At 47.7% G+C, this 24802-nt stretch carries 27 protein-coding genes, 3 tRNA genes and 1 other annotated feature; of the genes, 23 read left to right on the forward strand and 7 right to left on the reverse strand.

What is annotated here, in order from left to right:
* Nucleotides 1-6 precede the first annotated feature (6 nt).
* From jag to rpmH, 5 genes are all read right to left on the reverse strand, one after another.
* The gene (jag, locus tag Pmgp_RS00575; protein ID WP_134212020.1) at nt 7-627 is read right to left on the reverse strand and encodes an RNA-binding cell elongation regulator Jag/EloR; all 621 of its coding nucleotides are present in this window, start codon (nt 625-627) and stop codon (nt 7-9) included.
* Nucleotides 624-1292 carry a YidC/Oxa1 family membrane protein insertase gene (locus Pmgp_RS00580; protein WP_427909994.1) on the reverse strand — a complete coding sequence of 223 codons (669 nt, stop codon included), beginning with the start codon at nt 1290-1292 and terminating at the stop codon, nt 624-626. The genes jag and Pmgp_RS00580 overlap by 4 nt, the downstream gene beginning before the upstream one ends.
* A gap of 47 nt (nt 1293-1339) precedes the next feature.
* Entirely contained in the window at nt 1340-1546 is a 207-nt protein-coding gene (gene yidD / locus Pmgp_RS00585) for a membrane protein insertion efficiency factor YidD (RefSeq protein WP_134212021.1), read from the reverse strand.
* A gap of 7 nt (nt 1547-1553) precedes the next feature.
* Nucleotides 1554-1886 (reverse strand): ribonuclease P protein component, encoded by a 333-nt coding sequence (gene rnpA / locus Pmgp_RS00590; protein ID WP_134212022.1) that lies wholly within the window; start codon nt 1884-1886, stop codon nt 1554-1556.
* Nucleotides 1887-2049: 163 nt separating this feature from the next.
* Nucleotides 2050-2184, reverse strand: coding sequence for a 50S ribosomal protein L34 (gene rpmH / locus Pmgp_RS00595; RefSeq protein WP_134212023.1), 135 nt, complete (start codon nt 2182-2184; stop codon nt 2050-2052).
* Between the two features lie 333 nt (nt 2185-2517).
* Between rpmH and dnaA the strand changes: the two genes are divergently transcribed.
* From dnaA to Pmgp_RS00670, 18 genes are all read left to right on the forward strand, one after another.
* A complete protein-coding gene (gene dnaA, locus Pmgp_RS00600) occupies nt 2518-3876 on the forward strand; it encodes a chromosomal replication initiator protein DnaA (RefSeq protein ID WP_134212024.1) in 1359 nt (452 codons plus the stop codon).
* A 223-nt stretch (nt 3877-4099) separates the two neighbouring features.
* Nucleotides 4100-5209, forward strand: coding sequence for a DNA polymerase III subunit beta (gene dnaN, locus Pmgp_RS00605; protein ID WP_134212025.1), 1110 nt, complete (start codon nt 4100-4102; stop codon nt 5207-5209).
* A gap of 22 nt (nt 5210-5231) precedes the next feature.
* Nucleotides 5232-5495: an RNA-binding S4 domain-containing protein gene (locus tag Pmgp_RS00610; protein WP_427909995.1), complete on the forward strand. Its 264-nt coding sequence runs from the start codon at nt 5232-5234 to the stop codon at nt 5493-5495.
* A gap of 2 nt (nt 5496-5497) precedes the next feature.
* Nucleotides 5498-6604 carry a DNA replication/repair protein RecF gene (gene recF, locus Pmgp_RS00615; protein ID WP_192902704.1) on the forward strand — a complete coding sequence of 369 codons (1107 nt, stop codon included), beginning with the start codon at nt 5498-5500 and terminating at the stop codon, nt 6602-6604.
* Nucleotides 6605-6614: 10 nt separating this feature from the next.
* Nucleotides 6615-6863, forward strand: coding sequence for an extracellular matrix regulator RemB (gene remB, locus Pmgp_RS00620; protein ID WP_134212027.1), 249 nt, complete (start codon nt 6615-6617; stop codon nt 6861-6863).
* 55 nt (nt 6864-6918) lie between these two features.
* Nucleotides 6919-8832 (forward strand): DNA topoisomerase (ATP-hydrolyzing) subunit B, encoded by a 1914-nt coding sequence (gene gyrB, locus Pmgp_RS00625; RefSeq protein WP_134212028.1) that lies wholly within the window; start codon nt 6919-6921, stop codon nt 8830-8832.
* Nucleotides 8833-9207: 375 nt separating this feature from the next.
* On the forward strand, nt 9208-9501 hold the full coding sequence (locus Pmgp_RS00630; protein ID WP_134212029.1) for a hypothetical protein: 294 nt from the start codon (nt 9208-9210) through the stop codon (nt 9499-9501).
* 30 nt (nt 9502-9531) lie between these two features.
* Nucleotides 9532-9690, forward strand: a complete 159-nt coding sequence (locus Pmgp_RS19535; protein ID WP_192902705.1) for a hypothetical protein — start codon at nt 9532-9534, stop codon at nt 9688-9690.
* A 62-nt stretch (nt 9691-9752) separates the two neighbouring features.
* Entirely contained in the window at nt 9753-9893 is a 141-nt protein-coding gene (locus tag Pmgp_RS19540; protein ID WP_192902706.1) for a hypothetical protein, read from the forward strand.
* A 132-nt stretch (nt 9894-10025) separates the two neighbouring features.
* Nucleotides 10026-12455: a DNA gyrase subunit A gene (gene gyrA / locus Pmgp_RS00635; protein WP_134212030.1), complete on the forward strand. Its 2430-nt coding sequence runs from the start codon at nt 10026-10028 to the stop codon at nt 12453-12455.
* Between the two features lie 153 nt (nt 12456-12608).
* A complete protein-coding gene (locus Pmgp_RS20465; protein WP_282432848.1) occupies nt 12609-12734 on the forward strand; it encodes a hypothetical protein in 126 nt (41 codons plus the stop codon).
* A 116-nt stretch (nt 12735-12850) separates the two neighbouring features.
* Nucleotides 12851-13735: a pyridoxal 5'-phosphate synthase lyase subunit PdxS gene (pdxS, locus tag Pmgp_RS00640; protein WP_134212031.1), complete on the forward strand. Its 885-nt coding sequence runs from the start codon at nt 12851-12853 to the stop codon at nt 13733-13735.
* A gap of 261 nt (nt 13736-13996) precedes the next feature.
* Entirely contained in the window at nt 13997-14563 is a 567-nt protein-coding gene (gene pdxT / locus Pmgp_RS00645; RefSeq protein WP_134212032.1) for a pyridoxal 5'-phosphate synthase glutaminase subunit PdxT, read from the forward strand.
* 132 nt (nt 14564-14695) lie between these two features.
* Nucleotides 14696-14917, forward strand: a binding site (T-box leader).
* Between the two features lie 80 nt (nt 14918-14997).
* Nucleotides 14998-16143, forward strand: a complete 1146-nt coding sequence (locus Pmgp_RS00650) for a pyridoxal-phosphate-dependent aminotransferase family protein (protein WP_192902711.1) — start codon at nt 14998-15000, stop codon at nt 16141-16143.
* A gap of 6 nt (nt 16144-16149) precedes the next feature.
* Nucleotides 16150-17730, forward strand: a complete 1581-nt coding sequence (gene serA / locus Pmgp_RS00655; protein WP_192902707.1) for a phosphoglycerate dehydrogenase — start codon at nt 16150-16152, stop codon at nt 17728-17730.
* A gap of 166 nt (nt 17731-17896) precedes the next feature.
* Complete coding sequence (gene serS / locus Pmgp_RS00660; protein ID WP_134212035.1) at nt 17897-19165, forward strand: serine--tRNA ligase; 1269 nt, start codon at nt 17897-17899, stop codon at nt 19163-19165.
* Nucleotides 19166-19338: 173 nt separating this feature from the next.
* Nucleotides 19339-19428, forward strand: a tRNA-Ser gene (locus Pmgp_RS00665).
* Between the two features lie 38 nt (nt 19429-19466).
* Nucleotides 19467-19561 (forward strand) — tRNA-Ser (locus Pmgp_RS00670).
* A gap of 50 nt (nt 19562-19611) precedes the next feature.
* On the opposite strand, the gene Pmgp_RS00675 is transcribed toward Pmgp_RS00670, so the two are convergent.
* Nucleotides 19612-20520 (reverse strand): glycosyltransferase, encoded by a 909-nt coding sequence (locus tag Pmgp_RS00675; RefSeq protein WP_134212036.1) that lies wholly within the window; start codon nt 20518-20520, stop codon nt 19612-19614.
* 188 nt (nt 20521-20708) lie between these two features.
* On the opposite strand from Pmgp_RS00675, the gene Pmgp_RS00680 reads away from it, so the two are divergent.
* From Pmgp_RS00680 to Pmgp_RS20470, 5 genes are all read left to right on the forward strand, one after another.
* A tRNA-Arg gene (locus Pmgp_RS00680) sits at nt 20709-20785 on the forward strand.
* Between the two features lie 473 nt (nt 20786-21258).
* Complete coding sequence (locus tag Pmgp_RS00685) at nt 21259-21546, forward strand: hypothetical protein (RefSeq protein ID WP_134212037.1); 288 nt, start codon at nt 21259-21261, stop codon at nt 21544-21546.
* 41 nt (nt 21547-21587) lie between these two features.
* On the forward strand, nt 21588-21941 hold the full coding sequence (locus tag Pmgp_RS00690) for a DUF433 domain-containing protein (RefSeq protein ID WP_243119666.1): 354 nt from the start codon (nt 21588-21590) through the stop codon (nt 21939-21941).
* Between the two features lie 13 nt (nt 21942-21954).
* A complete protein-coding gene (locus Pmgp_RS00695) occupies nt 21955-22311 on the forward strand; it encodes a DUF5615 family PIN-like protein (RefSeq protein WP_134212038.1) in 357 nt (118 codons plus the stop codon).
* Between the two features lie 243 nt (nt 22312-22554).
* Entirely contained in the window at nt 22555-22677 is a 123-nt protein-coding gene (locus tag Pmgp_RS20470) for a hypothetical protein (RefSeq protein WP_282432849.1), read from the forward strand.
* A 334-nt stretch (nt 22678-23011) separates the two neighbouring features.
* Here the strand turns inward: Pmgp_RS20470 and Pmgp_RS00700 are convergent, their stop codons facing one another.
* On the reverse strand, nt 23012-24646 hold the full coding sequence (locus Pmgp_RS00700; protein ID WP_134212039.1) for a class I adenylate-forming enzyme family protein: 1635 nt from the start codon (nt 24644-24646) through the stop codon (nt 23012-23014).
* Between the last annotated feature and the right edge of the window lie 156 nt (nt 24647-24802).

Consider the following 24802-nt stretch of genomic DNA (forward strand, 5'->3'; position numbering starts at 1 on the left):
TTTGTTTTATTTCTTGGGGGATATTATTATTTTACGGTAAGGTTCTTCCCCTTCGCTGAAAGTGTAGATGTCATCTCTTCCCTGCAGGGCGGTGTGAATGATTCTTCTTTCCTGCGAGCTCATCGGTTCTAAAACCACGTTGCGCCCCCTTTGCCTGGCCTTGTCGGCAAGCTTCAGGGCCAGTTTTTGCAGAGTTTTCTCCCGCCTGTTGCGGTATCCTTCTATGTCAATAATAATTTTTTTCCTTGTTTCCTGATTTTTATTCACAGAAAGGTTCACCAGGTACTGCAGCGCGTCCAGTGTTTCCCCGCGCCTGCCGATTAAAATACCGAGGTCATGACCTTTCAGGTCAACAAGCAAAGATTTTTCATTTTCAGTTGTTTTGATATCCACATCCAGCTCTAAAGACTTGAATATCTGCTTCAATAAATTGCTGGCTTTTTGAGAAGGCCCCTCTTTTAAAACAACCTTAACCCTGGCCTGTTTTACCTTGATCAGACCGAGTATGCCCTTGGAGGGTTCTTCTAATACTTCTATTTCTACTTCCTCTTTGGCAGCGCCTAATTCTTTAAGGGCCAGCTCAACAGCTTCATCCACGGTTTTCGCTGTTTTTTCAACAATTTTCACTTCCCGCCAGCCTCCCCTTTAATGGCAACTGTTTGTTTGTTGACGAAATACTGCTGGACAGCACTAGCCACGTTAAACGTCGCCCAGTACAGCGCGAGCCCGGCCGGTACAGTGGCGGAAACCCAGGCGATAAAAACGGGCATAGTGTACAGCATCATCTTCTGGGTCGGGTCGTTTGATGATGTGGTCAGTTTGGACTGCAAGTAAGTGGTAACTCCGGCCAAAACCGGCAGAATGTAATAAGGGTCCTTGTCGCTTAAATTTTGGATCCAAAAAAAACTGGCGTGAGCTGCGTTGGTATATGGAAAACTAAAAAGCGAACGGTACAGGGCGATTAAAATCGGCATCTGAATTAAAAGCGGCAGGCACCCGGCGGCAGGGTTAACGTTGTTTTCTTTATAAAGCTGCATAACCTGTTCCTGCGCCTTTTTCGGGTCCTTGTTCTTCCATTTGTCCTGGATCTCTTTTATTTTCGGCTGGAGCTGCTGCATCGCCAGCATGGACTTCATCTGCTTTTGCGTTAACGGGTAAAGTATCAGTTTTATGAGTATGGTCAACAGTATGATCGCCAGCCCGTAATTGGGCAGACCTATAGCTACGGTAAGGCTGTACAACATTTCTAATAGCCAGGTCATTCCATTAACTATGGCATTAAATATCTCCAAACGGCTTCCCGCCTCCTTTTAAGGCCTTAAAGTCCCAGGGGTTATATTTATACCGGATCGTACCCTCCCGGGTGAAAAGGGTGGCATTTTGATATTCTGATCATTGCCAGCCACAAACCTTTAACAACGCCGTGTTTTTCCACAGCTTGCATGGCGTAATGAGAGCAGGTGGGATAAAAACGGCAGGAAGGTGTTTTGAGCGGTGATATAAACAACTGGTAGATCCTGATCAAGGCAATAAAAAATTTTTTCATTACAAAATCACCTGATAAAAACTTTTTTTAGCAGTTTTAACAAGCTTTCCTCAACCTGCCGGTATTTCAAACTTTCATTATGGCGGCGCGCCAGCAAAACTATATCATAACCTCCTGTAAACTGTTCTTTATTAATTCTGCACGCTTCCTTGAACAAACGCCTGATCCGGTTCCTTTTGACCGCGTTGCCGATTTTTCTGCTTACAGTAAAGCCCAGGCGGCAGTCAGACGAATTATTCGCTAAAAAATATAGCACCAGGTGACGGTCGGCTACCGACTTCCCCCGGCTATAAACATTTTTATAATCTTTATTTTTTTTAAGAACAGTCAGGGCGCTCATTTATTCCTCTTTAAAGGCTGCTTTTTTAACCCGCTTCACAGAATCAATGCTAGAACCTTTTCTAAAATATCTAGATTATCCCACTATAATATTTTTGCCCAAATTTAATACAGGATATACATTTTGCGGCACAATATTTATAAAGGCCACCTATTTAGCGGCCTCACGCGGACAACCTTTTTCTACCTTTTATTCTCCTTCTTTTAAGCACATTGCGGCCGCTACGGGTTGACATCCTTTTAAGGAATCCATGAACTTTTTTGTGTTTGCGCGCCTTTGGCTGGTAAGTCTGCTTCAAAAACTACACCTCCTTTTGTATCCGGGTAAAACGTGTAAAAAACACAGTAAATAGGCACACACAACCCATTATATAACAATCAATTTTCAACGTCAAGGAACAACTTCAGGAGCCTCAAACCCTTTATATTTGTACAAAAAGCCTGTTGATAACGTAAGTAAAATTTGGTATCATTTTATTGCTGATAACAGTTTTGTATTTTTTTTTGCACAGTTATTCCACAGGCATTTTAATAAAAAGTGATCTTACTTGTTAATATCTGCTACTAAAATACCCTCCAAGCAAAAGGAGGCTTTTTTAGGCGTATCAGCATTTTATTGCAGGGGGTTAACCATGGTTAGAAGTGAAGTCCTTATACTTTGGGAACAATCACTTAAAATACTGGAAAAAAAGCTTAATAAAAACTCTTTCGACACCTGGCTAAAACCCCTTAAACCTCTAGGTTATCACGACGGCACTATCATCATCGAGGTGCCGAACAATTTTTCCCGCGGCTGGCTGAGTGACCGCTACGCCCCTCTTTTAAAAAATGTTATGCAGGATATTATTAATCAGGATATTGGCGTGCAATTTCTCCTTTCCAGTGAAATTCCCAATATGGAAACCAACCTGCCCCAAAAAAATGTCGAAAAAACTTCCAGTGATAAGAATCAGGAGGAGTTTTCTTCTATTCCTTTAAACCCAAAATACACCTTTGACACATTTGTAGTGGGCAACAGCAACCGCTTCACCCACGCCGCCTGCCTGGCAGTCGCGGAATCACCGGCCAAAGCATATAACCCCTTGTTTATATACGGGGGCGTAGGTCTTGGCAAAACTCACCTGATGCACGCCATCGGCCAGCATATTTTGAAAACCATAAGTAAAATGAAAGTTTTCTACGTTACTTCAGAAAAATTTACAAACGAACTTATTAATGCTATCAGAGACGATAAGACTGTTGATTTCAGAAATAAATACCGCGGCATGGACATTCTGCTGGTGGATGACATACAGTTTCTCGCCGGAAAAGAACGCACCCAGGAGGAATTTTTCCACACTTTCAACACTTTGTATGAGGCAAATAAACAAATAATTATTTCCAGTGACCGCCCGCCCAAAGAAATACCAACGCTGGAAGACCGCCTGCGCTCCCGCTTTGAGTGGGGTCTGATTACCGACATTCAGCCGCCGGACCTCGAAACGAGGATCGCTATTCTGCGTAAAAAAGCACAGCAGGATAACCTTTCAGTGCCTGATGACACGCTGGTATATATAGCAAATAAAATTCAATCAAATATCCGCATCCTGGAAGGGGCCTTAAACAGGGTTATCGCCCGCGGTTATCTGAACGGAGAGGAAATAAACCCGGAAATGGCCGCGGAAGTTTTGAAAGACATCATTCCCACTAATAAGCCCAGGCCGGTTACGGTCGAATTGATCCAGGAAATTGTAGCTGACTTTTACAATATCCGGCTGGAAGATTTTAAGGCCAAAAAAAGGAACCGGGCTATCTCTTTTCCGCGCCAGATTGCCATGTACCTGTCAAGAGAACTGACGGACCAATCACTGCCGCAAATAGGAAAAGCTTTCGGCGGGCGTGATCACACAACGGTAATCCATGCTCATGACAAAATTAACAATGAATTAAATGAAAACAGTATCCTGCAGGAAACAATCAAAGATTTAATCGGTTTGATCAAAAAGAACTGACAGTAACCTGAATAAAAAGTTGTCTTATTTGTGGGTAACTTTTTTCCAATAAAAACTTTTCTTTAAAATTATTTTATTTCAACAAACTTATAAACAAACTTTTTGCTATAAAAAGTGCAGGGAAAACAGACGGCGGGACTGTTTATCAACATAACCACAGCCCTTACTATTATTACTGTTTAAAAGATCATAATAACAACAATGATGATAGGAGCAAGCAAAAATGAAATTTGCGTGCGACAAAGAAAGTTTATTAAATGCTGTTCAGATAGTGCAAAGGGCGGTTTCTCTAAAAAACCCCCTGCCCATACTGGGCGGTATCAAATTTGAGGCAGAAGATGAAAGAGTCTTTCTGTCAGCCACAGACCTTGAAATGGGAATCCGCTGCTCTTTTCCAGCCCAAGTAACACAAACAGGCAGTTCTATCCTTCCGGCGAAGGTTATCTCAGAGTTAATCAGGCGTCTGCCCGACCTGCCTATTTATATCGAATCAGACCCTTTGACCGGCAGCACCATGGTCAAGTACGGCCAGTCAGAGGCTAATATAAACGGCTATCCTGTTGAAGAATTTCCCGACTTTCCAATGCCGGAAAGTGAGATTAAGTTTATACTGCCGGGTGATGTGCTGCGGGAAATGGTGAGACAGGTTGTGTATGCCGCCGCCACAGATGAAAACAGGCCGGTTTTTACAGGTGTGCTGCTGGAAACAGGCAATGGTGAGATGAACATGGTGGCCACCGATACCCACCGTTTAGCCTGGCGCAAAATTAACCTGGAAAAATACCAGGATCTTAATATAAATTTAATCATTCCGGGCAAAACTCTTAATGAGCTGATCAAGATTTGTGGTTCCGCGGAACAAAATATAGAAATTACAGTAACTGATAATCAGGTGCTTTTCAATAATGGTGAAGTCTGCCTGATCTCACGCCTGATCGGCGGCCAGTTTCCCAATTACCGCCAGGTTATTCCAGGTGAATACATTTCGAGGATTAGGGTATCGACAAAAGAACTGGCGGAGGCGACGGAAAGGGCTGCCCTGCTGACCAGGGACGGCTCGCCGATAATAAGGCTGAAGATCAGCGACAACACTCTGGTGGTTTCAGTTAATACAGAAGCAGGGCGTGTAAGGGAAGAAATTGCTGTTTACCAGGAAGGTGAGCCGCTCCAGTTTGCTTTCAACGCCAGGTACCTGGGCGATGCGCTGAAAACCATCGGCAGCGAGGATGTGAACATCGAATTTACCGGCCCCTTAAGCCCTGGCATTTTAAGACCAGTCGCGGATATAGATTATCTTTCCCTTTTACTGCCGGTCCGTTTGCGCGACGAGTAATCTGAGATAACAGGGACAGGAGTTGCAGCGGCAGGATATGATTGATATGAACGCGCCAGACAGGTTGGTTAAGGTGCCGGTGCAAGGCGAAATAAGACTCGACCGTTTTTTAAAGTGGTCAAATATATCGGCAACGGGCGGTCACAGTAAAATCCTGATTATGAACGGCGAAATCAAAGTGAACGGCGAGGTTGAAACAAGAAGGGGAAGGATGCTCAGGCAGGGAGATATAATAGAATTCAAAGAAACTGAATATTTTGTTTTTTATTCCGGCGGGGAGTGCTAGTTTTGTACCTGAGGCGGTTGTCGTTAACCAATTTCAGAAACTACGAGCAGATGGACCTGGAGCCAGACCAGTTTTTAAACGTTATTTACGGCCCCAACGCCCAGGGCAAAACAAATATTCTCGAGTCTGTTTATTTTACCTGTACAGGAAAATCTTTTCGTACCCAGAGGGAAATTGAGATTATACGCTGGGAGAGCGGCTTCTCCTGTGTCAACAGTTTACTGGAGACACACAGCCGACAATTGGAAATAAGGATATTATTAAAACCCGGCAAGAAAATTATCGAGGTTAACGGCGTTCAAACACACGGACAGCCGCTGGGCTGGCCGGGAGTGGTTTTGTTCACTCCGGACGATCTGGTTATGATTAAGGGGTCGCCACAGGAAAGGCGGCGCTTTTTAGATCTGGAGATAGGCCCGTTTAACCCGCAGTACAGCCACAATCTCAGCCTCTATAACAGGGTGTTGTCCCAGCGCAATAACCTGCTCAGAGAAATAAAAGAAAAAAGAATAAAAACTGACGCTCTGGATGTATGGAATGAACAGCTTTGCCGCTACGGAGCAAAACTGCTTTTTATGAGACTTGAATTATTAAAAGCTCTCAGCCCTTACTTTAACAGTATTCACAGTGATATAACGGGGGGCAAAGAAAAACTTGAACTGAGGTATCTTTCCACTTTAAAGCTGGGCGGTACCGCTGTTGAAGAAGATATTTACGAGCAGTTTATCAGGGAACTCGCAGTTGTAAAAAATGAGGAAATCAGCCGGGCGCAATCGCTGATAGGCCCGCACAGGGACGACCTGTCGGTGCTGATCAACGGTGTGGACGCAAGGACTTACGGGTCCCAGGGACAACAGAGGACCGTGGTTTTATCCATCAAGATTTCCCTGATCATGAATTGGTACAGGGAGATGAATGAATACCCCGTATTGCTGCTGGACGATGTTTTATTCGAACTGGATCACAGCAGGCAGGAGGAACTTTTTAAGAGGATTAAAGGAGTGGTTCAGACTTTCGTCACATCAACCGGCAGGAACAAGCAGGAATTTGAAAATATTTTTGCCGGCCGGTACTTTGGCGTCAAGTCGGGTAAAATAATTACTTTCTAGGAGGAATAGCATGTTTCTGCATCTTGGAGGAGACGTGGTAGTTTCAAAAGAAGATATTATCGCTATTCTGGACGTGCGCACCAGGCAGGCGCCCATCACCAGGGAATTTATTGAAATTGCCCGGGACGAGGGGTTTATTAAAAACATTTATGATCAGGAGAAGGAGAAGTCTTTTGTTATTACCACTAGGGATATCTACATGTCCCCTATATCATGTGTAACTCTGAAAAAAAGAGCCGAGAGCTTTTTAGATTATTAAGGCAGTTTATGAATAAGTGATTAGGACGAAAATGGTAGTAAAGGGGTGATGGTGATTGTCTGCCGCAAATGACAACAACCGTTATGGAGCAGAAGAAATACAGGTTTTAGAAGGTCTTGAGGCTGTAAGAAGGCGCCCCAGCATGTATATTGGGAGCACCAGCACCAGGGGGCTGCACCACCTGGTGTATGAAGTGGTCGACAACAGCATTGATGAGGCCATGGCCGGCTTTTGCAACCGTATCGAAGTAGTTATAAACGAAGATAATTCTATAACTGTTATTGACAACGGCCGGGGCATACCTGTGGACATCCAGCCCCAGGTAGGCCGCCCCGCGGTGGAAGTGGTGCTGACCAAACTGCACGCCGGCGGCAAGTTTGGCGGGGGCGGTTACAAGGTTTCCGGCGGCCTGCACGGGGTGGGCATCTCCGTGGTCAATGCCCTTTCTGAATGGCTGGAAGTGGAGGTCAGGCGGAAAGGCAATGTTTACAGTCAGAAATACCAAAGAGGAGTACCTGTAACCGAGTTAGAAATCATCGGAAAAAGTAAAAGCAACGGGACTAAGATCAGCTTTAAACCCGACCCGGAAATTTTCGAGGAGCTGGAATTCAGCCAGGACACCCTGGCCCAGCGCCTGAGGGAGCTTTCTTTCCTTAATGCAGGTGTTAAAATTATACTCAAAGACAAACGGGCCGGCCTTGAAGTAATATACCAGCATGACGGCGGGATCAAGGATTATATCAAATATTTAAACAAAAACAGGACTCCGCTGCACAACAAACCGATTTACTTCCAGAAACAGCGGGAAGACGTTATGGTGGAAGTAGCCCTGCAGTACACCGACTCCTATAGCGTGGACAGCATTTTTTCTTACGCCAACAATATCAACACTGTTGACGGAGGAACCCACGAGGCTGGTTTTAAAGCAGCGCTGACCAGGGTTATTAATGATTACGGGAAAAAGTACAACCTGCTTAAGAACGGCGCCAGCAACCTGTCAGGCGAGGATATCAGGGAAGGTCTCACAGCTATAATCAGTGTAAAGGTACCCGAGCCCCAGTTCGAGGGACAGACCAAAACAAAGCTTGGCAACAGTGAAGTTAGAAGTATTGTTGATTCAGTCATGGGAGACGGGCTGGGCACATTTTTGGAGGAAAACCCGCCTGTGGCCAGGCGTATTCTGGAAAAGTCGCTCAACGCCTCCAGGGCGCGTGAGGCGGCGCGCAAGGCCAGGGAACTCACCAGGCGCAAAAGCGCCCTGGAAAGCTCAACTCTGCCGGGAAAACTGGCAGACTGTTCTGACCGTGACCCCTCGGTCTCTGAACTGTATCTGGTGGAGGGCGACTCGGCGGGCGGCTCCGCCAAGCAGGGACGTGACAGGCGCTTTCAGGCCATCCTGCCCCTGCGCGGCAAGATTTTAAACGTGGAAAAGGCACGCCTGGACAAGATCCTGGCCAATGAAGAGATCCGGGCTATGATCACAGCCCTGGGCACCGGTATCAGCGAAGAGTTCGATATATCCAAAGCAAGGTACCACAAGGTGATCCTGATGTCTGACGCGGACGTTGACGGCGCTCATATCAGGACGCTGCTGCTTACTTTCTTTTACCGTTACATGCGCCCGCTGGTGGAGGCAGGCTATGTTTTCATCGCCCAACCTCCTTTATACAGGGTGAAGAAAGGTAAAAGCGAAGTATATATTTATAACGACGCCGAGCTGGAAAAACATTTGAACAAGACCGGCAGGGAAGGGATAACTGTACAGCGTTACAAAGGCCTGGGTGAAATGGACGCAACCCAGCTCTGGGAAACAACAATGGACCCTGAGAGCAGGACGGTGATGCAGGTATCCCTGGAAGACGCTGTTGAAGCGGACGCCATCTTTTCCATGCTGATGGGGGACAGGGTGGAGCCGCGCCGGGATTTCATTCAGGAAAACGCCCGGGCCGTACGCAATTTAGATGTGTAAAATATAACTTTTTACAAGATCTTTATCATACACGACAGTTAGAGCAGCTATTCTAACTGTTTTTTTTAATTTTTTGGTCCCTGTTCTAAAAATTTAGAGAGATGAATGTATGAAGAGATTGGGGGAGATAATTTAGTTTAATAACCATATATTGCCAAAAACAGAGTTTGCATCGATGTGTTAGTATTTAAAGCAAAAACGCAGTGGTAATTTATGTAAAATAAAACCTAGCCCGGTTAACTATTAGCGGGGCGGGTAGCAAGATAAACATAAAGGGTTATGAAAGGGGGATCCCGGCGCACACAGGATATATTTTAAAGTTTTAAGAGTGACCGGCTCTTTTTGAATCACAGCAGGAGCGGGGAGAGATTTTAGATGAGAGCTATTACAGTATACAGGCCCAACAAAGCAAAAAAAGTGAAGTCACTATTTTTAATAGCGCTGCTTTTGGCGGCCGCCTTCCTGGCCGGCGCCATTGCGGAAAAAACAGCTCACTTTTTACAGGACGTTACCGCGGCGGCGCCTGTCGCCCTGGACAGGATGAAATCGTTTTTGCGGGAAAGGTTTATTTTTAAAATCAACACAGCGGCGGAACAGCTGAAATGGGCTGCTGTAATCATAATTACCATTGCTAATGAGACGGGTTCTCACGTTATCAGGGGGCCATAAAAGAAAAGCTGGGTTTAAGGAGGTGCTTGCTTGGCGGAAACAAAAATATTTATTGTTTCACGGCGCTGGCCGCAGACATTATTGTGCAGGTTCGGGCGAGGCTTAAGACTCGCCCCCGGCAAGGCAGGACAAAAGATCCTTCGTACGTACGAATTGATTAGAGAAAAACAAACTTACAAAAAAGGTTGAGGTGGTGCAGCTTGATTGTATGAACTTCCCCTCTGCATGGCACACACCGGGGGGGATGCCAGTTGAATAACGCTGCCGGCGCGGTAAAACGGCCTGTTTTTAAAAGGGGTAAAGAGCGCAATACCCCGGGGCGGCTGCCCATGAATTTTGCCTGGCCGCGGGAAAGCAGCTCAAGGAATATTACACAAAGTGTTTTAGATTAAAGCAGGCGTAAGGCCTGTTTTTTTTTAAAACTGATACTGTTCCGGCCTGAATTCATAAAATTGCTTTTACCTGATTATTTTGGTATAATGCCCCTTGGTAAAGGAGCTTTACATATTGGAGGTGACACACCATTGCCGTCCTCAACCGGGAAGGTAATACCTATTGACATAAATGTGGAAATGAAGCACTCCTACCTGGATTACGCCATGAGCGTGATTGTAGGGCGAGCGCTGCCGGACGTCAGGGACGGTCTGAAGCCGGTTCACCGCAGAATTCTTTACGCCATGCACTCTCTGGGTTTGTCGCCGGACAAATCACACCGTAAATCCGCCTACATTGTCGGGGAAGTTTTGGCCAAGTACCACCCCCATGGTGATGTTGCCGTCTATGACGCCCTGGTCCGGCTGGCCCAGGATTTTGCCTGCCGCTACCCGCTGGTGGACGGGCACGGCAACTTTGGCTCAGTGGACGGTGATTCCGCTGCGGCCATGCGTTATACCGAAGCCAGGATGGCCAAAATAACCCTGGAAATGCTGGCCGATATAGAAAAAGACACAGTGGACTTTATCCCCAACTATGATGAAAAGACAGAAGAACCGACTGTACTGCCTTCCCGCATACCAAACCTGCTGATCAACGGGTCGTCCGGCATTGCTGTCGGCATGGCCACCAATATCCCGCCGCACAACCTTGGTGAGGTAATCGACGGCGTGATCATGCTGATTGAAAATCCTGAAGCAGAAGTAAAAGACCTAATGACAGTAATCAAGGGCCCGGATTTTCCCACCGGCGGCAAAATCATGGGCAGGGAAGGTATCTGGAACGCTTACCGCACCGGCAGGGGCAGTATCAAGGTGCGCGCCCAGGTCACTATAGACAAGACTGACAACGGCAAGCAGTGTATCATTGTCAATGAAATCCCTTACCAGGTCAACAAGGCCAGGCTGATTGAAAAAATAGCGGAGCTGGTCAAAGATAAAAAAGTGGAAGGTATCAGCGACCTGCGCGACGAATCTGACCGCCGCGGCATGCGGATTATGATCGAACTGCGGCGGGACGCCAACCCCCAGGTCATTTTAAACCAGCTTTACAAGCACACCCAGATGCAGGAGAGCTTTGGTGTGAACATGCTGGCCCTGGTGGACGGCCAGCCCCAGACACTAGGCTTAAAACAGGTCCTGTTTTACTATCTGGAACACCAAAAAGATGTGATTGTGCGGCGTACCCGCTTCGAATTAAAAAAGGCGGAAGACCGCGCGCATATTGTGGAAGGCCTGCGCACAGCCATCGCCTACCTGGACGAAGTAATCAAAACTATCCGGGCTTCCAGAACTACTGATATCGCCAAGAAGTCCTTAATGGAAAAGTTCGGGCTTTCGGAAAGACAGGCCGAGGCTATCGTGGAAATGCGCCTGAGACAGCTGACAGGCCTGGAACTTGAGAAACTGGAACAGGAGTATAAGGAACTTGTCAGCAAAATAGCCTACCTTCGTTCGGTGCTGGCAAGTGAAAAAAAAGTTTTGGAGATTATCAAGAGCGAGCTTTTAGTCGTAAAGAAAAAGTTCGCCGACCCGCGGCGCTCTGTTATCTCAAATGAAGAAGCGACCGCGCTTGAGGCGGAGGATTTAATCCCCGAGGAAGACGTGGTGATTACCATCACCAACCAGGGGTATATCAAAAGAATACCTCTGGACACTTACCGCAGCCAGCGCCGGGGAGGCCGCGGCGTGATGGCCATGGGCACCAAGACCGAGGATTTTGTGCGTCACCTGTTTATCACCACCACCCACAACTTTTTCCTGTTTTTCACCAACCAGGGCAAGGTCTACCGGCTGAAGGTGCATGAGATTCCGGAAGCGGGGCGCCAGGCCAAGGGTATGGCCATCGTTAACCTTCTTTATGTGGGAACAGATGAAAAGGTTACAGCCGTGATCCCGGTTAAGGAATATAACCCCGATCAGTACCTTTTTATGGCCACCAGGTCAGGCATGGTTAAAAAGACTTCCCTTGATGAATATGACACTTCCAGGCGGGACGGGATCATCGCTATTTCCTTAAAAGAAGACGACCAGTTGGTCGATGTGAAGCTTACCAGCGGCCAGGAGGAAATTATACTGGCCACCAGGCAGGGCCTGGCCATCCGGTTCCCCGAGGAGCAGGTGCGCCCGATGGGCCGCAATACCAGGGGAGTGAAGGGCATCAGCCTGACCAACAAAGATGAAGTGGTAAGCATGGAAACTGCCCGCCCTGATTCGTTTTTGTTTACGGTTACAGCAAACGGGTTCGGCAAGCGGACCATGCTTTCTGAATACCGGGCCCAGACCAGGGGCGGCAAAGGTATTATCAATATTAAAGTTAACAAGAGAAACGGGCCGGTAGTGGCTGTTCAGGTTGTTAAGGGCGATGATGAAATAATGATGGTGAGCGCTGAAGGGATAGCGATCAGGTATAAAGCAGAGGATGTTTCCAAGATCGGCCGCGCCACCCAGGGAGTTACCTTAATGAGGCTTGACCTGAACGACACAGTGGTTGCGGTGGCGAAAGTCCACACAGACGAATAAATTTCTGCCTCTAATAATCAAAGATTTGTTTTGCAAAGCCACCACCAGGGCGGTGGCTTTTGTTTTTTGATTGCAAAAAAAAGAAAAGGAGCATAGGCAAATAATTTTCAGAATATGTTATTATTAACATATATTACCAGTTGGTGGGGAGGGTTGATCATCAAAAAGACATGCAAAATAATCTTGATGCTTGTCCTGACACTTTCCTTGTCATTTGCCGCCGGTGCGCTTTTAAAGAAAACACTTTACTTCATTCAGCCTGTAATTGACCGCCTGTGACTGGTATGCGCCTTGAACGGGCGCTTTTTTTTGCCCCAACAACTCTCTTGTTTTTAAATTTAAATTATTATAGAATAATTTGATAGTTAGAAGAAGCTTGATTGGGGGTATTTTTAGTGGTTAAAAAAGGAACCTGGACAGTAAAAAAAGGCCTTGCAGAGATGTTAAAAGGCGGCGTAATCATGGATGTTACAACTCCCGAGCAGGCAAAAATAGCTGAGGAGGCAGGCGCGTGCGCCGTTATGGCTCTGGAGAGGGTCCCTGCCGATATCCGGGCTGCCGGGGGGGTGGCCAGGATGGCCGACCCGACTATTATCCTGCAGATTATGGAGGCTGTGACCATACCGGTTATGGCCAAAGCCCGCATCGGCCATTTTGTGGAGGCGCAGATCCTCGAGTCCCTTGGTGTCGACTATATCGATGAAAGTGAAGTGCTGACACCTGCGGATGAGAGTTTCCATATAGATAAGAACGCGTTTAACGTACCTTTTGTGTGCGGCGCGCGCAACCTGGGCGAGGCGCTGAGACGCATCGGTGAGGGAGCGGCCATGATCAGGACCAAAGGGGAACCGGGCACCGGCAACGTGGTTGAGGCTGTGCGTCACATGCGCATGGTAATGGGAGAGATCCGCCGGGTCCAGAACCTGCCGGTTGAGGAACTGATGACAGCCGCCAAAGATATGGGCGCGCCCTACGAGCTGCTGAAGCAGGTGGCGGAGTTGGGAAGGCTGCCCGTGGTTAACTTCGCGGCAGGCGGCATAGCCACTCCCGCTGACGCGGCCTTGATGATGCAGTTGGGCTGTGACGGCATTTTTGTGGGTTCAGGCATATTCAAGTCTAAAAACCCCGCTGCAAGGGCCAAAGCCATCGTCGTTGCCACTACCCACTATAATGATCCAAAGATTTTGGCCGAAGTATCGAAAGAACTGGGCGAAGCTATGCCCGGCCTGGAAATACAGACCATCGCCCCCGAACAGCGCATGCAGGACCGCGGGTGGTAAATCGGTCGTCGGTCGTCAGACGTCGGAAAAACAACAAGGACAGGATTAACAGGATTTGAAAAAAGATTAACAGGATTTTAAAAGGCTAAAGAATTAAATAGATTTTAATGATATTTATAGTTAGGCAAAAGAATTTACTGATGGCTTAGAAAAAATTAGTAATTTATTTTTAATAATATTTAAAATCCTGTAAATCCAAATAATCCTGTTAATCCTGTCAAATTGTTTTATTTTTATTTTTTAAGCGGAAGGATGTAACAGATGAAAGTGGGGGTCCTGGCCCTGCAGGGGGCTTTCAGGGAGCACCAGAAAATGCTCGAGGCTTGCGGTGTGGAATCGGCCCAGATTAGAAAACCTGAGCAGCTTGACGGCCTGGCGGGGCTGATTATACCAGGCGGCGAGAGCACTACCATGGGCAAGCTCCTAAATGAATTTAACCTTTTTGAGCCTATTACAAGATTAGGACGGGACGGCCTGCCCATATTCGGCACCTGCGCCGGTTTGATCTTGCTGGCCAGGGATATAGCCGGCTCTGCTCAGCCGCGCCTCGGCCTGATGGATATGCGGGTGGAAAGAAACGCTTTCGGCAGGCAGGTTGACAGCTTCGAAACTGATCTTGACATTGCTGCTGTCGGAAAGCCTCCCTTCCAGGCGGTGTTTATCCGGGCGCCGTATATCCTGAGTGTGGGAAGCGGGGTCGAAGTGCTGGCCAGGTATGGTGAAAAAATCGTTTTTGCCCGTCAAGGCAGGTTCCTGGCGGCGGCGTTTCATCCCGAACTGACAGGGGATAACAGGATCCACCGCTACTTCCTTGAAAAATGCCTGTAGGCAAACTTAAACACTCTAAATATTAAGAATAGCGCGTCATTGACAAACACTATTGCAAAAAGATGTCAGATGTAGTAGTATTTTAGACATATTTAAAAAAACAGCGGATTCACTAAAAAAAGGTGGTCCATTGTAAACCCGGTGAAGGGGTAAAGTAGTCAGTCGAAAACCTTCCAGAGAGCCGGTGGTGGCTGTGAACCGGCAGGATCGGCAGGATGAAAAGGCTCCCCTGAGGGTGTTTGCTGAAAGCAGCAGTAGGCAGACACGGGCAGTTCCCGTTATCACAAGCTCGAGAGGAACGGCTATTGCCGTTCAAGAAGGGTGGCACCGCGGGAGAAACCTCTCGTCCCTGTATTTATTTTACAAGGACGGGGGGTTTTATAATATTTCAAAACTTATTTAACCGGAATACAAAAAGGAGGAGATATTAAATGATGCAAGACAAACATTACCTGATGATTCCCGGACCGACGCCCGTACCGCCGGCGGTAACCGCCGCCATGAGTATGCCTATTATCGGGCACAGGACCGATGCGTTTGCCAAAATACACGAGCGGATCGTAGAAAAACTCAAGTTGGTATTTCAGACGAAAAATGATATCTTTGTGCTGACCAACACCGGCACCGGCGCCCTGGAAACCGCCATCGCCAATACTGTCAGCCCCGGCGACAAAGTGCTGTCATTAATCACCGGCAACTTCGGGGAGCGGTTCGCCAATATCGCCAAGGCGTACAACGCGGAAGTAATAGAAGTGAATTTCGGCTACGGCAATGATGTGGACCTGGCGGTTGTTGAGAAAAAACTTGCTGAACACCCTGACGTAAAGGTGGTGCTGGCGACTCAGAACGAAACCTCCACCGGTGTGTGCAACGACATTGAAGGCATAGGCGCGCTGGTAGCGGAGACCCCCGCGCTGCTGCTTGTGGACGGCGTCAGCGGAGTTGGCGCGATAGAGATTAAAGTAGACCAGTGGGGTGTGGATATGCTCTGCACCGCTTCACAAAAAGCCTTTATGCTGCCCCCCGGCCTGGCCATGGTCAGTGTCAGCGACAAGGCCTGGGAAGTGTCGAAAAACAACAAATCGCCCAGATTTTATTTCAGCCTGCCTGCTTTTAAGAAGGTTTATGACAAATGGAATACCGCTTATACACCGGCTGTGTCGCTTTTCTACGGCCTGGAAGCGTCGCTGGATATGATGCTGGCCGAGGGGTTGGACAATGTTTACGCCCGCCATGCCCTGTTGGCCAAAGCTACCAGGGCCGGCGTCAGGGCTTTGGGATTAAAGCTGCTGGCTGAGGACCGCTGCGCCTCCAACGCTCTTACCGGTGTCTGGGGTCCGGAGGGTATCGGCGCCGATGACCTCAGGAAAATTATCAAAAATGAATATGGTGTCACCTTTGCAGGCGGTCAGGGCGCTGTTAAAGGCAAAGGCTTCCGGATCGCCCACATGGGTTTTTGCGACAGGATGGATGTGATTATCGCCATCAGCGCCCTTGAAATGGCTTTGGCCAAGGCCGGTTACGAGTTCCAGCTGGGAGCCGGCGTAAAAGCGGCGCAGGAAGTACTTTTAGGGAGGTAGTTTTTGATGAAGGTATTGGTACTGGACGGTGTGGAAGAAGAGGGCCTGCAGGCCTTGAGACGGGAACCGGATATTGAGGTTGATATCCCGAATAAATTAACTGAAGACCAATTGGTGGGAATAATCGGCGAATACGACGGGATGATCGTACGCAGCGCCACCAAGGTCAACGCGCGCGTGCTCGAACACGCCACCAAGCTCAAAGTGGTCGGCCGCGCCGGCGTCGGCGTGGATAATATTGACCTGGCCGCCGCGACTGCCAAAGGTGTGCTGGTGGTTAACGCCCCGGGCGGCAATACCATTGCCGCGGCGGAACTGACCATGGCCATGATGCAGTCCCTGGCGCGCAACATACCCCAGGCCAACGCTACCCTTCGCTCCGGCAAGTGGGACAAGAAGTCTTTCATGGGTGTTGAGTTAAGGGGCAAAGTGCTGGGCGTGATCGGCCTGGGCCGGATCGGGTCGGCGGTCGCCAAAAGAGCGCAGGGCATGGAAATGAGAGTCGTTGCTTACGATCCCTATATCACGGAGGAGAACGCGGCCATACTGGGTGTTAAGCTGTTGTCGCTGGAAGAGATCTTCAAGCAGTCTGATTTTATCACCGTTCACCTGCCTCTGACCAGAGAGTCCAAGTACCTTCTGGATGAAAAAGCTTTTGAGACGATGAAGCAAGGGGTAAGGATCATCAACTGCGCCCGTGGGGGCATTATCAAAGAATCGGCGCTGTATGAAGCCATGAAGTCCGGCAAGGTGGCCGGGGCCGCTCTGGACGTTTTCGAAAAAGAACCGAATACCGACAGCCCTCTCTTTGAGTTCAACAACTTTATTGCTACCCCGCACTTGGGCGCTTCCACCCAGGAAGCACAGCTTCTGGTCGCTGTGGATGTGGCCGAGGAGATTGTAGCGGCGCTCAAGGGAGAACCGGTTAAAAACACGGTTAATATCCCGTCGCTAAGTCCTAAAACAATGGCTGTGGTCAGTCCGTACCTCAGCCTGGCTGAAAAGATGGGTAAATTCGTCGCCCAGCTGGTAGCGGGCCGGATTAAGAAAATTGAAATAACCTATGACGGAGACCTGGCCAACCAGGAGGTCTCTCCTATTACCACCGCGGTCATCAAAGGTTTCCTGGACACTATCCTGCAGGAGATGGTCAACTATGTCAACGCGCCGCTGCTGGCCAGGGACCGGGGCATCAGCGTAGTCCAAAAACAGGCGGGGGAAGGAAGCGATTATGCCAACCTGATCACTGTCAAAGCAGCATCGGACAAGGAAGAGCTCAGTGTTTCCGGAACTATCTTCGGGCGTACCGACCCCCGCATCGTGTCCATAGACGGCTACCACGTCGATGCTTTTCCCGAAGGGCATATGCTGTACATTCCCCATATCGACAAGCCAAGGATCATCGGGCCGGTGGGCAACCTTATAGGCGCCCATAACATCAACATCTCGGCCATGCAGGTCGGCCGCTTAAAGATCGGGGGCAAAGCGGTAATGCTGCTGAGTGTTGACGCTCCCGTGCCGGCAGAAACCTTGGCGGAGATTGCCAAAATCGACGGGGTGCTGGGCGTAAAGAATGTAAGCCTGTAAAAAAGGTAAAAGGCTGAGTCTGAGAATAATTGGGGCGCCTGCTTGCAGGCGCCTCAATGTTTTCCGGTGTACCCATAGTTTTACAAGGGCCGGCCCTGTGTAGTATAATAATAGAACTGATTTAGAATATACTGATTATTTTAAAGTACCAATTGGGGGCAAAAATATGCTTGATCTGAAGTTTGTGCGCAACAACCCGCAGGTGGTCCAGGAAGCCCTGGCTAAACGCGGCACTAAAGTAACGCTTGATGAATTTCTGCGGCTGGACGAGGAGCGCCGGGAAAGGCTGTTTGTGGTTGAACAGATGAAAAACAGGCGCAATGTCGTTTCCGAGGAAATAGGCCGCCTGAAAAAATCAGGCAAGGACGCGCCTGACCTGGTAGTGGAAATGCGGGACCTTTCCAAGGAGATCAAAGACAAAGACGAAACAGTCAGGGAATTGGACGAAAAACTTAAGGCTATTCTGCTAGATATCCCTAACATCCCGCATGAATCAGTGCCGGTCGGGGAAAGCGCCGCGGACAACGCTGTTGTACGCACCTGGGGCGAGCCGCGCAGCTTTGATTTTACGCCCAAGCCTCACTGGGATCTTGGCGAGTCCCTGGACATACTTGACTTTGAACGCGGCGGGAAAGTTACCGGGGCGAGGTTCTGCTTTTACAAGGGCCTTGGTTCGCGGCTGGAGCGGGCTGTGATCAGCTATATGCTCGACCTGCACACCACCCGGCATAATTATGTTGAGATATTTCCGCCTTTTATGGTTAATAGTGACAGCATGGTGGGAACAGGGCAGCTGCCTAAATTCGCCGAGGACATGTTTAAAATAGAAAACACCGATTATTACCTGATTCCTACCGCTGAGGTGCCGGTAACCAACCTGTACCGGAATGAAATCCTGGACGGTGAAAAGCTGCCGATACTGCACTGCGCGTACAGCGCCTGTTTCCGGGCTGAGGCCGGCGCCGCCGGCAGGGATACGCGGGGGTTAATCCGCCTGCACCAGTTCAATAAAGTGGAGCTGGTCAAGTTTTGCAAGCCCGAACAGTCTTATGAGGAACTGGAGAAGCTCACCGCTGACGCGGAAAGGGTGCTGCAAACCCTGGGACTGCCTTACCGGACAGTGGTCCTGTGCACCGGCGACATGGGGTTTTCGTCCGCGAAAACATATGACCTGGAGGTTTGGCTGCCCAGTTACCAGGAGTACAAGGAGATTTCCTCCTGCAGTAATTTCGAAGATTTTCAGGCCCGCCGGGCGGGGATACGCTTCAGGAACGGCAGGGGCAAGGCCGAACTGGCCCATACTCTGAACGGGTCGGGGCTGGCTGTCGGCCGGACGGTAGCCGCTATTATCGAGAACTACCAGGAGGCTGACGGGTCGGTTACCATACCCGAAGTCCTGCGCCCGTATATGGGCGGTTTGGCCAGGATTGGCTGAAACACAGGAGAAGACTGGTTTTAAGGCAAGTTTATTGACATGGTTTTTGATCTATGTTAGACTTTATAATGCGTTTAACGAGCATAACCGGTCACTTAAATTGAAGGAAATCGCCACAGGCGATTTCCCACAAGCAATCCAACGACTTACGACCAACGACTAACGACTAAAATGGAGGGGTGTCCGAGCGGTTGAAGGAGGCGGTCTTGAAAACCGTTGGTCCTTGACGGGTCCCGTGGGTTCGAATCCCACCCCCTCCGCCAGCACCTTTTAGGCAAGAAAAAGAGAAATTAAATTTTTTGGAGAGTTGGCCGAGTAGGTTGAAGGCGCTCGCCTGCTAAGCGAGTATACGGGCATAAACCTGTATCGAGGGTTCGAATCCCTCACTCTCCGCCATAAAGATTTTAAGGCGCGTTTCCACTGGTAAATGTGCCTTTAATTTTTTACTAAAAATTAATTTTAAATTTTTTCATAAACCAGTCGTCGTCATACTTGCGCCTGGCCAGGTATTGACTGCGCTGCTGCAGGGCGCCGCCCCTCAAAACACGCTGGTTTATCATTTGGGAGGAGCCGTTGCGCTCCACTAAACGCATGACCTTTTCAACCCGTTCATTATTGAAGTGTGAATAGGCCATGCGCAGCATGTTGTAAAGAAAGTGGTCCATTTTAACCGGGTAGGGGTGCTTTTTGCGGAACAGGTGCAGTACTTTTACCGAGGGATTCACGCCAAGCCTGAAGCCAAAAAGCCACATTTTGAGTGATAGTTCCACGTCCTCAATCCCCCAGACAATGAACCCGTGGTCAAAGCCGCCCGCTTCCCAAAAAGCTCCGGCGCGCACCGCCACACAGCCGCCCGGCAGGAGAGGAGCCGCGCCTGGCTGCATTTGACGCGGCGGTGGCAGCCAGGCGACCTGGAGTTGTTCGTCCCAGGTTTGTCCATAACCAACGGCCGCAGGGTTTTCCAGGGCGCCTATAGCCGGCGCCACAGCGTCAAACAGACCCTGTTTTAAAGGCTCCAGCAGGTTATCCAGCCAGCCCGCCGGCACTGTAATATGAGCGTCACAGAAGATTAAATACTCACCGCGGGCTGCAGCGGCGCCGAGGTTTCTGGCCTGCGCCACTCCCAGCCCGGGGGTGGGAATATAACGCAAGCTGCCGCAAATGCCGGTTTCTTTCAGGAAATCGCCGCAGCCGTCGTCTGACCCGTCGTCGACAACCACAATCTCCAGCTTGCCCGGCGGCGCGTCCTGAGACGCCGCCAGGATCGAGTCTATAGTCATTTTCAAGTTTCGGCCTTCGTTTTTACAGGGGATGATCACCGATGTCTCCGGCCGTAAATGATCCTGCTTAAGCATGTTTCACCTGCTTTATAAAGGTTCTCTAACATTTTATTTGCGAGGACCGTCAGGTTGACCGGATTATAAAAATTTTGTAAAAGCAATTAGCCAGCAAGTAACATCACTGCCAGAGAACATTGCCTTGACTAGTCATAGCGATTTTGTTAAAATGGAACTTGCCATATGAAAGAGGCTCTTTATAAAATGCGCCTGTAGCTCAGCTGGATAGAGCGTCTGACTACGGATCAGAAGGTCGGGGGTTCGAATCTCTCCAGGCGCGCCAGAAATTTAAACCCCAAAAGGGTTTTATGCAAATAAGTATGCCAGTAGAATTGTCTGACAACTTAAAAGCAAAAACCAGGGGCTGCCACCCCTGGCTTGTATCTCTCGAGGTCCTTGCCTTTGGGTAGGGACTTTTACATTAACTCAACGAGTATTTTATCTAACTTTTCAGCGGTCTGTGTTTTTTCCTCTTCAGGCATGAACTCGGCATAGATATCCATTGTTGTAGCATATTTCTCATGGCCTAATAGTCCTGAACATTTTTTGCTTTTTCGCCGGCCTGGATAAGAAGGACGGCTACGGTATTATTAGAATAAAATTTAGATGAAACCAATTCTCTATAAAACTATAAAAAGAACAGTAAAACAGAGATAATGAAAGCATTATGCCGATATCTCTCTCCAAATCGTTCTGGAGTTATTTAGCAAAACTTGTTAAAATCAAAACACTAAAATTTTTAAGGAGTGCTCAATATTGGCAAAGATCACTTTTGATTCTGTAATAACAGAAATTAGATATCCATTTCAAACTTTGTTCTTGGATTACAAGGGAAGATTAGCGCACTCTTTACTTGAAATATTTCCATATGTAAAAACCACTGATAACCATAACGAAATAATAAACATGAGAAATAATGAAGGGGCAAGTCTTAAATTAGCACCTGACATGTCTGGAGTAATGATAAGAGATTATGATGGTCTTGATAAATATTGTGATTTTTTAAATAAGGTATTGGAAAATATTTATTATTATTTAATTTAACTCTATTAGTTGATGGAAAAAATAGGAATAAAAAAAGAATAATGAAGCAAAGGGCTTCTGAATATACATTCCCTACAACTTGTGAGTTTGGGGTGAAATATCAAGTGCCTAAAAATGATTATGATTTTAATGACAACAAAAAAGAAATGGTTTATAGGCAAATTTTGGTCGATCGAGCGGTAAAGCTTGGGGGTAACATTGTTATCAAGGAAGATATCATGGGAGGTACTCCAGTAATTAAAAATACAAGGATACCGGTATTTGTTATTCTTGATTACCTTGCAGGTGGATTAACCGTTAATGAAATAGTTGAGGAATTCCCTCATTTAACAGAAGAAGATATTAGTAATGCCTTATTATTTGCCTCAGCAATAGCGGATGTAGAAGATAAGTAGTGAGGGCTTCCCTATGAGATTCTTGCTGGATGAGTGCATTTCCCCTAGGACATGTAGTATGTTAAAAGGTAAAGGGTTTGATGTAGCTCATATTCACCCAAACGATATATCATCCGCAGTTGGTGGAACTGATGAGCAGGTATTCATCTTGGCCCAAAAAGATAATCGTATAATTATTACACTAAATAGAAAACATTTTTATTCCTTTGATGCGAGTAAGTGTGGAGGTATAATTTTGGTAAAAGTAAACCCAACAACTCCAGCCCAAGTTAATTTAGCTATAGAAAATTGCCTGGATACATATGCTCCTGAGGATTTAAATGGTAAAACTTTAATTATAACAACAACAAATGTTAGGGTTCTAAAATAACACAACTATTAAAGGAGAAGATGAGTGTAAACTCATCTTTTCTCAACAATTAGCCTTTTTATTTGCTCCCTACTGTTCACGGCACCTCTTGCGGTACGGCGCCAGGGTCCCCCCAGGGGGGCAAACACGCAGCAGGATCCGGGTCTGAAAATGAGTAGATACGGATACCTGGTAAGTCTGTCGAACTGGTAGATACTTACAGGTGGTTCTTAAAAAGTATATCGCGTTGGGGGTTAGGCTCTTGTGCGACCGGGGACTACCGTTTTGTTTTTGACCATGGCGGGTATGGCCAAGGATAAGCTGCCCTGCTTTGAGGGTGACGCTACAGGGTGGCGCAGGACGAACGATAATCAACGGGTAATGTGATTGGGCTTTAGAAGTGTTTTGTATGACGTTGAAACCATTTACAATGAAGCTTGAAAGCAGTGATATCACTGTTTTAAGGCTCCATTTTTATATGCCAACAGTTAAGCCATTATGCCAATAGATATGCCTGTACACATGAAAATAGATAAGATCAACTAATATTAAACCTTATAGTACTAAGTAACTATTTCTCGTTTTCGTTTCTTAGTGGCGATCAAAAAGTAACTTTTGTTTCTTTTTTAATTAATTGAATCTCTCCATGCGCGCCAAAAAAATAAGCTTCCGGGGTTTCCTCGGAAGCCTTTTCTATGTTCTTAGGGGTAGCTTGAGTTTTTTAATTCTGGGTTTGAGCAGCTACTAAGCTGCCGCCGCAATATTTTGCGCGCAGTTTCGGCTTTTCAATTTTACCGGTTGGGTTGCGCGGGATCTGATCAAAGATAATCTTGCGCGGTCGTTTATAGCGCGGCAGGGAAGAACAAAATTGCATTATATCGTTTTCAGTGCACTCATGATCCGGCTTTAATTCTATGATAGCCGCCGCGATTTCACCCAGTCGCTGGTCCGGCAGGCCAATCACCGCAACATCTTTAATAGCCTCGTGCCCGTGTAGAAAATCTTCAATTTGTACCGGGTACAGGTTTTCGCCGCCGCTGATAATCACATCTTTTTTCCGGTCAACTAGATAAATAAAACCTTCTTCGTCCATACGCGCCATATCTCCGGTAAAAAGCCAGCCGTCTTTAAGCACAGCCGCGGTTGCCTCCGGGTCGTTATAGTAACATTTCATCACACCCGGGCCTCTTACAATCAGTTCTCCCACTTCTCCCTGCTTCACAGGGCTGCCTGACTCGTCAGCGATCATTGCTTCCCATTTCAGGCCTGGCTTGCCAATTGCGCCGACTTTGTGGATGTTTTCTATACCAAGGTGGACACAACCCGGGCCGATCGATTCGCTGAGCCCGTAATTGGTGTCATACAAGTGGTTGGGGAAATATTTCTTCCAGCGGTGAATCAGGCTGGGCGGGACAGGTTGCGCGCCGATATGCATCAGTCTCCACTGGTCAAGTGTATAATCCTTTAGATTGACTTCTCCGCTTTCAATAGCGTCCAGAATGTCCTGCGCCCAGGGGACCAGAAGCCAGACTATGGTAATCTTTTCATCGGAAACCGCTTTCAGGATCCATTCTGGTTTAACTCCCCGCAGCAAAACAGCTTTGCTTCCCGCCAGCAAACTGCCGAACCAGTGCATCTTAGCTCCGGTATGATACAGCGGCGGGATACACAGGAAATTGTCCTCCCGTGTCTGCCCGTGGTGGTTTTGTTCCGTATAACAGGAAGATAAAAGGCTGCGGTGATTGTGGAGAATTGCTTTGGGGAATCCTGTGGTTCCCGAGGAAAAATAGACTGCGGCGTCATCCTCATCTGTAAGTTCGATTTGCGGATCTACAGTGGAGCAGTCTGCAACCAGGTGATAGTAGCTTTCCGCAAAGGTAGGGCAATCCTCTCCTACAAAGAAGAGCATTTGAACTTTAGGAATCTGGTCGATAACCGTTTCCATGCGGCCGATGAATTCCGGGCCGAAGACCAGTAAGTCAGCATCCGACAGGTTCAGGCAGTATTTTATTTCCTCGGCTGTATAGCGAAAGTTTAAAGGCACCGCCACAGCTCCTGTTTTAAGGACACCGAAATAAATCGGCAGCCATTCCAGGCAATTCATCAGCAGTATAGCAACTTTGTCTCCCTTTTTTACACCTCTCTCCAGCAGGAGGTTGGCAAACCTGTTTGCTTTGTCGTCAAACTCACGCCAGGTGATCTCCCGCCGGAATTTGGCCACCGGGTTTGTTTCAATCAATTCGTAATCGCGCCATGTTTTACCGCGCTTTTCCTTCAGCTCCGGATTGATCTCGATTAGGCTGACCTCATCACCATACAACCGGGCATTGCGGGTAAGTATTTCTGTTATGGGCATCTTCGCTTTCCTCTCTGACTCTTTTTATAATTAATTATATTAACTCCTTCGCTATCGCAACGTTAATATTATGCCTCACAATATTGTGTTTGTAAATCCTTGCAGACTAATTATCCAACGATTAACCGTTAGCCGGTTAAATCTATAATAAAAGAC

Source organism: Pelotomaculum propionicicum, from assembly GCF_004369225.1.
Lineage (GTDB): Bacteria > Bacillota > Desulfotomaculia > Desulfotomaculales > Pelotomaculaceae > Pelotomaculum_B > Pelotomaculum_B propionicicum.